General features: G+C 77.8%; 1 pseudogene. It reads left to right on the top strand.

The annotated features are described in order from the left end of the window. A pseudogene (locus AOK00_RS39625) lies at positions 1 to 252 on the top strand (hypothetical protein); the annotation flags it as partial.

Here is a 252-nt window from a genome sequence, read left to right as displayed (position 1 = left end):
GGAGTGGGGGTCGTGGCCGTGGTCGACGGCGTCGGGCCGGTGGCGGTGGGCGTCCCGGACGGAGGCGTGTGGGCCTTCGTGGCCGACGGGGTCGCACTCGGGGTGCCCGCGGGCCGGGTCACCGGGTCGGTGGGCGTCGACGGGTGCTGCTGGGCGCCCCCGCTCCCCGTGCCGGGGCCCGTGCCCGTACCCGATCCTGAACCGGAGCCCGTACCGGGTCCCGTATCCGATCCCGATCCCGAACCCTCGCCC

This window comes from Streptomyces aureus, assembly GCF_001418135.1.
Classification (GTDB): Bacteria; Actinomycetota; Actinomycetes; order Streptomycetales; family Streptomycetaceae; genus Streptomyces; species Streptomyces aureus_A.
Note: the sequence above shows the minus strand (reverse complement) of the source record. Positions and strands in the feature narration are given on the sequence as shown.